Origin of the sequence: Phenylobacterium sp. (genome assembly GCF_004299445.1) — a bacterium.
In the GTDB taxonomy this organism is placed as follows: domain Bacteria; phylum Pseudomonadota; class Alphaproteobacteria; order Caulobacterales; family Caulobacteraceae; genus Phenylobacterium.
The window spans coordinates 85,154-93,886 of record NZ_SCTC01000008.1; the positions used below are offsets into that span (position 1 = coordinate 85,154).

Genomic DNA, 8,733 nt, shown 5'->3' on the forward strand with positions numbered 1-8,733 from the left:
CGCGCGCTCCGCTCAACGCCTACTGCGTCAGGGAAATCCATCGGGAGGTGAGTGGTGTCCGACGGCGAGATTTTCCCGGTTCCCGACGACTGGGCCAAGACGGCGCACATGAACGCCGCGGCCTATGCGGCGGCGGTGAAGCGGGTCGAGAGCGACCCTGAAGGCTACTGGCGCGAGCTGGGCCAGCGGCTGACCTGGATCAAGCCCTTCACCCAGGTGAAGGATGTGTCGTTCGATAAGGCCGACTTCCACATCAACTGGTTCGCCGACGGCGTGCTGAACGTCAGCGCCAACTGCCTGGACCGCCACCTCGCCGAGCGGGGCGATCAGGTGGCGCTGATCTGGGAGAGCGACGACGGCAAGACCAGTGACGCCCTGACCTACGCCCAGCTCCACGCCGACGTCTGCCGCTGGGCCAATGTGCTCAAGGCCAAGGGCGTCCAGAAGGGCGACCGGGTCACCATCTACCTGCCGATGATCCCGGCGGCGGCGGCCTCGATGCTGGCCTGCTCGCGCATCGGCGCAATCCATTCGGTGGTGTTCGGCGGCTTCTCGCCCGACAGCATCGCGGGCCGGATCCAGGACTGCGATTCCAAGCTGGTGATCACCGCCGACGAGGGGCTGCGCGGCGGCAAGATCGTGCCGCTGAAGCTCAACGTCGACGAGGCGCTGAAGTCCTGCCCCGGCGTGTCGAACGTCATCGTGGTCAAGCGCACCGGCGGGAACGTGCCGATGACGCCCGGGCGCGACGAGTACTTCTCGGACCTGAAGCAGACCGTGTCGGCCGAGTGCCCGGCCGAGCCGATGGGCGCGGAGGACCCGCTGTTCATCCTCTACACCTCGGGCTCGACGGGTAAGCCCAAGGGCGTGCTGCACACTACGGGCGGCTATCTGGCCTGGGCCAGCTGGACCCACGAGATCATCTTCGACTACCGCCCGGGCGAGGTGTTCTGGTGCACCGCCGACGTGGGCTGGGTCACGGGCCATAGCTATGTGGTCTATGGCCCGCTGGCCAACGGCGCGACCAGCCTGATGTTCGAGGGCGTGCCCAACTATCCGAGCCACTCGCGGTTCTGGGAGGTCTGCGACAAGCACAAGGTCGAGATCTTCTATACGGCGCCGACGGCGCTCCGGGCTCTGATGCGCGAGGGCGACGGCCCCGTGCTGAAGACCAGCCGCAAGTCGATCCGCCTGCTGGGCACCGTGGGCGAGCCGATCAATCCCGAGGCCTGGCTTTGGTACCATCGCGTCGTCGGCGAGGGCCGCTGCCCGATCATCGACACCTGGTGGCAGACCGAGACGGGCGCCTGCCTGATGACGCCGCTGCCCGGCGCGCATGCGCTGAAGCCCGGTTCGTGCGCCCTGCCCCTGCCGGGCGTGAAGCCGCAGCTGGTCGACGCCGAGGGCCTGGTGCTGGACGGCGCCGTCAACGGCAACCTCTGCCTGACCGACAGCTGGCCCGGCCAGATGCGCACGGTCTATGGCGACCATCAGCGCTTCATCGACACCTACTTCACGACCTACCCCGGCAAGTACTTCACCGGGGACGGCGCGCGGCGGGACGAGGACGGCTACTACTGGATCACCGGCCGCGTGGACGACGTCATCAACGTGTCGGGCCACCGCCTGGGCACCGCCGAGATCGAGAGCGCGCTGGTGGGCCACACCGCCGTGGCCGAGGCCGCCGTCGTGGGCTACCCGCACGACATCAAGGGCCAGGGCATCTACTGCTACGTGACGCTGAAGGTCGGCATCGAGGCCACCGAGGCGCTGCAGGCCGACCTGCGCGGCTGGGTCCGGCGCGAGATCGGGCCGTTCGCGGCGCCCGACGTCATCCAGTTCGCCCCCGGCCTGCCCAAGACCCGGTCGGGCAAGATCATGCGCCGCATCCTGCGCAAGATCGCCGAGGACGACCTCACGAACCTGGGCGACACCTCGACGCTGGCCGAGCCCGCCGTGGTGGACGACCTGGTGAAGAACCGCGCGGGCCGCGGCGACGACGAGGCGCACATCGACGGCAAGGTGGTCTCGTGCCAGCAGCTGGAAGGCGTGCTGGCCGACCACGATGCGGTTTCAGAAGGCGTCATCGTGGCCATCGACGCGCCCGACGGCCGCGGCGAGGCGCTCTGGGCCTTCATCACCCCCGACCCCGCGATCCTGGCCTCGGACGTGCTGGCCGCCGACATCAAGGGCTTCATGCGCCGCGAGGTGGGCGACCATGCCGCGCCGGCGATGGTGATCTTCGGCCCCCTGCCCAAGACGCCGGCCGGCGAGGTGTTGCGGCCGGTCCTGCGCCGCATCGCCGAAACCGGCGAGCCCGGCGACACGACCGGCCTCGAGGACCCTGCGGTTCCGGCGGCGCTGGTGCAGCGACGGGCCGAAGCGCTCTCTTGAGCGCGGAAGGGACCTAGATGCTGCCGGCGGCGCTGCAGGCCGCGATCGCGCGCGAGCTTTCGGGCGCATCGCGCCGCGACCTGGCGGAGCGTACGGCGGCGACAAGCCAGGCCTATCGCGCGGGCCGGGGCTCGGCGTCGGTGATCAAAGGCCGCGACGACGCCCTGGCCTATGCGTTGGCCAGGATGCCGGCCACCTACGCCGCCTGCGCGGCCGTGTTCGATGAGGCCGCGCGTATCGCGCCCGGTTTCGCGCCAGGAACGCTGCTCGACGCCGGCTGCGGCCCGGGCACCGGCAGTTGGGCGGCCCGCGAGACCTGGAGCGCACTGACCGACATCACCTGGCTCGACGCCAGCGCGCCGTTCCTGGAGCTGGCCAAACGCCTGGCTGGAGACGACCTCGCGGCGACGACGATCCGCGGCGACCTGACGGCGGGCCCCTTCCCAAGCGCCGACCTGGTCCTGGCCAGCTACGCCCTCGCCGAGATCCCGGCGTCCGCGCAGTCGCACGTCGTGGCCCGTCTCTGGGGCGCCGCCGAGGGCGTCCTGGCCATCGTCGAGCCCGGCACGCCGGCCGGCTACGACCGGCTTCTGAGCGCCCGAGACACGTTGATCGCCGCCGGGGCGGAGATCCTGGCCCCCTGCCCCCACCCACAGGCATGCCCGCTGGCCGCGCCAGACTGGTGCCATTTCAGCGTCCGTCTGCCCCGCTCACGCGACCACAGGCTGGCCAAGGGCGCCGACGCGCCGTTCGAGGACGAGAAGTACGCCTACCTGCTGGCCGCGCGTCCGGGCGTCGCCGCCGCGCCCCGAACCCCGCGCGTGCTGGCGCGGCCCAAGGTCGGCAAGCCCGGCATCGAGCTCAAGCTCTGCACCGAGGCGGGAGCCCTGGAACGCCGCTTCGTCGCTCGCCGCGACAAGCCGGCCCACGCCGTCGCGCGGCGCCTGGACTGGGGCGACGCGCTCTAAGCGCCGCTCAGGGCGTCCCTCAGGCGTTTGACCTGCCGGTTGAGATCGCCCAGCTCCTGCAGGCTCATCCCGGCCTTCTTGAGCAGGGCCTCGCCCAGGCAGGCGCTCTCCTCGCGCATGTCGCGGCCCTTGTCGGTCAGGCTGACCTGGACCTGCCGCTCGTCGCTGGGATTGCGCAGCCGGGTCAGGAAGCCCGCCAGCTCGAGGCGTTTCACCAGCGGCGTGATGGTGCTGGGCTCCAGCGCCAGGCGATCGGCGATGCCGGTGATAGTCAGGCCATCTGTCTCCCAGAGGGCGTGCAGCACCAGGTATTGCGGATAGGTGAGGCCCAGCTTGTCGAGCAGGGGCTTGTAGGTCCGGTTGATGGCGAGGTCCGCGCCATAGATCGAGAAGCAGAGCTGACGATCGAGCGGCTGCTGGCGAGTCTGGGTCATGCCAATAGATATCGCGATAAAAGATGCCTTGACAAGGATCGGGCCCGAACCTAGCTATCAGTTATCGCGATAATCGTTATCGCCACTCAATCACTGGAGACCTTCCATGCCCGTCCTCTACACCGCTCAAGCCACCGCCACCGGCGGCCGCACCGGCAGCGCCAAGTCCTCGGATGGCCACCTCGACGTGGCGCTTGACACCGTGAAGGAACTGGGCGGCGCCGGCGGCGCGGGCACCAATCCCGAGCAGTTGTTCGCCGCCGGCTACGCCGCCTGTTTCCTGGGCGCCCTGAAGTTCGTGGGCGGCCGCGAGAAGGTGGCGATCCCGGCGGATACGGCGGTCACGGCCGACGTGGGCATCGGCCCGCGCGCCGACGGCGGCGGCTTCGAGCTGACGCTGGCGATCAACGTGGCGATCCCCGGGCTCGACAAGGCCGCGGCCGAGGACATCGTGGCCAAGGCGCACGTGGTCTGCCCCTACTCGCAGCTGACCCGCGCCGGCGCCGACGTGAAGCTCAGCGTCGCCTAGCTCTACAGCCCTTCCCCTCGCGTCGCTTCCGATGCGGGGGGAGACGGCGTTCAGTTGACGATGATGCCGCCCAGCAGGACGCGGGCGCCGCGGCGGCCCAGGATGGCGTCGGTCTGCCGCTGCAGGCTCTGGACGATGTAGTCGGCGTTGGGCAGGGCCCCGGGCGCCAGCCCGCTGGCATAGCCCTGGACGATCTGCAGATAGGCGGCGCGCAAGCGTGGCACCGACTGCTCGGCGCGGGTGCGGAGCGCCTCGTCAGGCACATCCAGGCCGCAGTCGACCGACATGACCCCGCGACGGCCCGCGCCGCGCATGGTCGTGCCCAGCAGGGTCTGGACCGGCACGTAGCTGCCGCCGCCCGACTTCTTCTTCTCGGCGCCGGCCGCATGCGAGGCCGCCGGCCAGGCCAGCAGGCCGGCGATCGGGGCGAGGCTGAGGAAGCGGCGGCGATCCATGACGTGCGGCAAGATCACTCATTATGGTTAGCGCTCCATTTACGTGCGCCTGCGAAGACAGGGTGAACTCGCGTGGATGCGGAGAGCCCCTTGGGCCGATTTGAGCCGACCAACCTCGACCTCGACGGCAAGGTCATTCTCGTCACCGGCGGCACCGGATCGTTCGGGCGCCGTTTCATCGAGACGGTGCTGACCCGCGCCAAGCCTCGGAAACTCATCGTCTATTCCCGCGATGAGCTGAAGCAGAGCGAGATGCAGATCGACTTCGCCGAGCGCTTCAGCCCCGAGCAGCTGCACGCCATGCGCTTCTTCCTGGGCGATGTGCGCGACCGCGAGCGACTCAGTCTGGCGTTCCGAGGCGTCGACATCGTGATCCACGCTGCGGCGCTGAAGCAGGTGCCGGCGGCCGAGTACAACCCCTCGGAATGCATCCACACCAACATCATGGGCGCCGAGAACGTCGTCTGGGCGTGCCTCTCCAACCGGGTAAAGCAGGTGGTGGCGCTGTCGACGGACAAGGCCTGCAACCCCATCAACCTGTACGGGGCGACCAAGCTGGCGTCGGACAAGACGTTCGTCGCGGCCAACAACCTGTCGGGCGACATCGGCACGCGTTTCGCCGTGGTCCGCTATGGCAATGTGGTGGGCTCGCGCGGTTCGGTGATCCCGTTCTTCAACCGCCTGATCCAGCGCGGCGCCACCGAACTTCCCATCACCGACCCGCGCATGACGCGGTTCCTGATCACCCTGGGCGAGGGCGTCGACTTCGTGCTGTCCTCGCTCAGCACCATGCACGGCGGCGAGATCTTCGTACCGAAGATCCCCTCCATGAAGATCACCGAGATGGCCGAGGTGCTGGCGCCCGGGATGGCCCAGAAGGTGGTCGGCATCCGGCCGGGCGAGAAGCTGCACGAGATGATGATCTCGGCCGACGACGCGCGGAACACCGTCGACCTGGGCGACCGCTACGCCATCGAGCCGGCCTTCGTGGAGTACACCCGTGCGCCGCTGAGCGGCGGGCGGCTGAGCGACGAGTTCAGCTATGTCAGCGACACCAATCCCGAATGGCTGGACGGGCCGGGTCTGCTGAAGATGCTGGACGAGGACAGGCCCAAGGAGCGCCGCCGCCGGGCGGGCGACTGAGCGTCAGGCAAGGAATTGGCGATGCTCCCCTACGGCCGTCAGACCATCGAGGACGACGACATCGCCGCGGTCGCCGAGGCGCTGAAGGCCGACTTCCTGACGACGGGCCCGACCGTCGAGGCCTTCGAGGTCGCTTTCGCCGAGACCGTGGGCGCGCGCCATGCGGTAGCCTGTTCGAACGGCACCGCAGCGCTGCATCTGGCGATGATGGCGCTGGACGTGAAGCCGGGCGAGGCGGTCATTGCGCCCTCGATCACCTTCCTGGCGACCGCCAACTGCGCCCGCTATGTCGGCGCGGACGTGGTCTTCGCCGACGTCGATCCCGACACGGGCCTGATGACGCCGGAGACCCTGGCCCAGGCGATCGAGCGGGTGGGCGCGCGGCGGCTGCGGGCCGTCCTGCCGGTGCACCTGCGCGGCGACGCGTGCGACCTGCCGGGGCTCGAGGCGCTGGCGCGGGACGCCGGCGCCGTTCTGGTCGAGGACGCGCCGCATGCGCTGGGCTCCACCATGAGGTTCGGCAACGCGGCTGAGATCGTCGGCGACGTGCGCCACTCGGCGATGGCCACCTTCTCGTTCCACCCGGTGAAGACCATCGCCACCGGCGAGGGTGGCATGATCACCACGAACGATCCGGCGATCTCGGCCCGGCTGAAGGTGCTGCGCTCGCACGGCATGGTCCGGCCTGAAGGCTGCGAGCCGTGGTGGTATGAAATGCCAGAGCCGGGTTTCAACTACCGCCTGCCCGACATCCTCTGCGCGCTGGGCCTGTCGCAGCTGAAGAAACTGCCGCGGTTCGCCGCGCGGCGGCGCGCGCTGGGCGCGGCCTATGCGGAGGCGCTGGCGCCGCTGGCGCCTCTGGTGCGCATCGCAGCGCAGCCGGCGTGGAGCGACCCGGTCCTTCACCTGATGGTGGCGCTGATCGACTTCGAGGCCGCAGGCAGGAGCCGCCGCGACGTGGTCGAGGGGCTCAAGGCCAGGGGCGTCGGAACCCAGGTCCACTACATCCCGGTCCACCGCCAGCCCTATTACCGCAAGCTCTACGGCGAGCTGGAACTGCCTGGCGCCGAGGCCTGGTACGCACGCTGCCTGTCGCTGCCGCTGTATCCGGGGATGGAAGACGGCGACGTGGCGACGGTCGCGGCGGCGCTGAAGGATGTTCTGGGGTTGTAGGGCCTCCTAGGCCGCCATCCCCGCCTGCTGGATCAGGGTGCGGACCTGGGCCATTTGCTCGGGCGAGGCGGCGAGCGCGGCGCGGGTGTCGTCCTGGCGGAAGAGTCGGATGGCTTCGTTCCTGGCGCGGTTGGCGGCCGGGCCGATCGGCGCCGCCTCACCGGCGGCCAGCCTCAGCAGCATCACCAGCCGATGCATCAGCGGCGCGTTCGCGCGCGCCACGAGGGCGGTGAACTTGGAGCGGCTCTCCACTTCGCCGCCGATATCGCCCAGCTTTTCCTGGATCGGCTCGAAGTCGGCGGGCACCAGTCCGCAGCGGCCGATCGAACGGTGCAGGGCGGCCAGCTGCGCCAGCCGCACCGCGGGGGTCTCGTCGCCGCCGGTCATTTCCTTCTCGAATCGCAACGAAGCCACGATGGCCTTGATCCACCCGGCGGCCTGCCGCTTGTTGGCCGCGCCGATGATGTTCTCGGCCAGCCAGATCAGGGCCTCGGCCTCGGCGTGAGCCGTCTGGCCCTGCCCCAGGTAGGCCTCCACGAAGTCGCCGGTCACCAGCATCTTGGAGCGGACGGTGAAGGCCGACTGGACCTCTTCCAGTGGCAGCAGCTTGCCCGCAGCGGCGGTCAGGGTCATGGCGAGGGCGCGGAGCACGTCGATCTCGCGCACGGCGTCGCCGGGGCACAGACGCCGGGGGCCGGTCAGTTCCCGCAGGATGCGCCGGCCGATGGCGGCGCGCGTATCCTGGAAGTTCTCGCCCGACAGCCACTGCGCCAGGCGCACGGCCAGTTCGGACAGCTCGGGCATGATCTTCTGCACCGATTTCTCGACGCGTATCAGCGCCTCGACCGAGTCATAGGCGGCCAGGCGGGTCATGGCGGCCAGGTTGGCGCCGAGGTCCTCGCCCTTGCCGAGGACGTCGGTCATGCCCGGCTTGGCTTCCAGAATCTCGGCCAGGGGCTGCTGTATGGTGGAGAGCGCCACGCCTCGACCGGGACCCTTGGCCGGCGCCGAGTCGGCCAGGTCGAGCAGCCGGTCCACCTTGTCGGACCAGGTGCGGGCGGGCGCGATCGAGGCCGCGACGCCGGCGCCCAGGAGGTAGCCACGCTCGGGGTCGGTGGCCAGGCGCTCGGCCGCCGCGGCGAAGCCTTCCTTGTCCAGGTTGGGCAGATTGCCCTTCCGAGAGTCCTTCATGAGGCGCTCGACGGCGCGCTCGATCAGGGCCTGGAACACCCGGATCAGCTCGTGCACCGACATGTTGCGGGCGTGCGCCTCGGGCACGGCGATCTTCTGGATCGCGTGCTGCAGATCGATGCCCGAGGCCTCGAGCTTCTCGACGAGGTCGGGCCGGTGCAGCAGTTCAAACGGCGTGGCGCTGTTGCGCTCGAGCCAGCCCTCCAGCAGCCTCCCGATCCGCTCGCGGGCGTGCAGCGTGTAGAGGTCCTGCGGGGTCACGCAGAGCGGCTGCGGCTCTTCCTTCGGGCGGGCCTTGGCGACGGTGTCGGCCTGGCCGAACTTCTGGATGATGACCGTCTGGAACTCGCGGGTCTCTTCGTCGAACGTTTCCTTGCTGATGCGGGCGGCCGCAACCCGGGCCTCCTTCATCAGTTCCTCAGCGTGCTGGATGGCGGCGGCGCGAT

Annotated in this window: 8 protein-coding genes and 1 pseudogene; 6 read left to right on the plus strand and 3 right to left on the minus strand. The window is 69.7% G+C overall.

Annotated elements, in window-relative coordinates:
• Window positions 1-51: 51 nt before the first annotated feature.
• The 3 genes and pseudogenes from acs to EPN98_RS03250 form a co-directional block, all read left to right on the plus strand.
• Window positions 52-1,989 (plus strand): annotated as a pseudogene (gene acs, locus EPN98_RS03240) (acetate--CoA ligase); the annotation flags it as partial.
• Between the two features lie 60 nt (window positions 1,990-2,049).
• Entirely contained in the window at window positions 2,050-2,394 is a 345-nt protein-coding gene (locus tag EPN98_RS03245) for a hypothetical protein (RefSeq protein WP_293360265.1), read from the plus strand.
• Window positions 2,395-2,411: 17 nt separating this feature from the next.
• Window positions 2,412-3,362: a small ribosomal subunit Rsm22 family protein gene (locus EPN98_RS03250; protein ID WP_293360239.1), complete on the plus strand. Its 951-nt coding sequence runs from the start codon at window positions 2,412-2,414 to the stop codon at window positions 3,360-3,362.
• Here EPN98_RS03250 and EPN98_RS03255 read toward each other — a convergent pair.
• Complete coding sequence (locus EPN98_RS03255; RefSeq protein WP_293360242.1) at window positions 3,359-3,796, minus strand: MarR family transcriptional regulator; 438 nt, start codon at window positions 3,794-3,796, stop codon at window positions 3,359-3,361. The two genes, EPN98_RS03250 and EPN98_RS03255, sit on opposite strands and share 4 nt — an antisense overlap.
• A gap of 106 nt (window positions 3,797-3,902) precedes the next feature.
• Between EPN98_RS03255 and EPN98_RS03260 the strand changes: the two genes are divergently transcribed.
• Entirely contained in the window at window positions 3,903-4,325 is a 423-nt protein-coding gene (locus EPN98_RS03260) for an organic hydroperoxide resistance protein (protein WP_293360245.1), read from the plus strand.
• A 50-nt stretch (window positions 4,326-4,375) separates the two neighbouring features.
• Here EPN98_RS03260 and EPN98_RS03265 read toward each other — a convergent pair whose 3' ends face one another.
• Window positions 4,376-4,792, minus strand: a complete 417-nt coding sequence (locus tag EPN98_RS03265) for a Tat pathway signal protein (protein WP_293360248.1) — start codon at window positions 4,790-4,792, stop codon at window positions 4,376-4,378.
• 78 nt (window positions 4,793-4,870) lie between these two features.
• Between EPN98_RS03265 and pseB the strand changes: the two genes are divergently transcribed.
• On the plus strand, window positions 4,871-5,923 hold the full coding sequence (gene pseB / locus EPN98_RS03270; protein WP_293360251.1) for a UDP-N-acetylglucosamine 4,6-dehydratase (inverting): 1,053 nt from the start codon (window positions 4,871-4,873) through the stop codon (window positions 5,921-5,923).
• 21 nt (window positions 5,924-5,944) lie between these two features.
• Complete coding sequence (gene pseC / locus EPN98_RS03275; RefSeq protein ID WP_293360254.1) at window positions 5,945-7,096, plus strand: UDP-4-amino-4,6-dideoxy-N-acetyl-beta-L-altrosamine transaminase; 1,152 nt, start codon at window positions 5,945-5,947, stop codon at window positions 7,094-7,096.
• Window positions 7,097-7,102: 6 nt separating this feature from the next.
• Here the strand turns inward: pseC and EPN98_RS03280 are convergent.
• Window positions 7,103-8,733, minus strand: a 1,631-nt coding sequence (locus EPN98_RS03280) for a hypothetical protein (RefSeq protein ID WP_293360257.1), incomplete at its 5' end; no start/stop codon positions are given.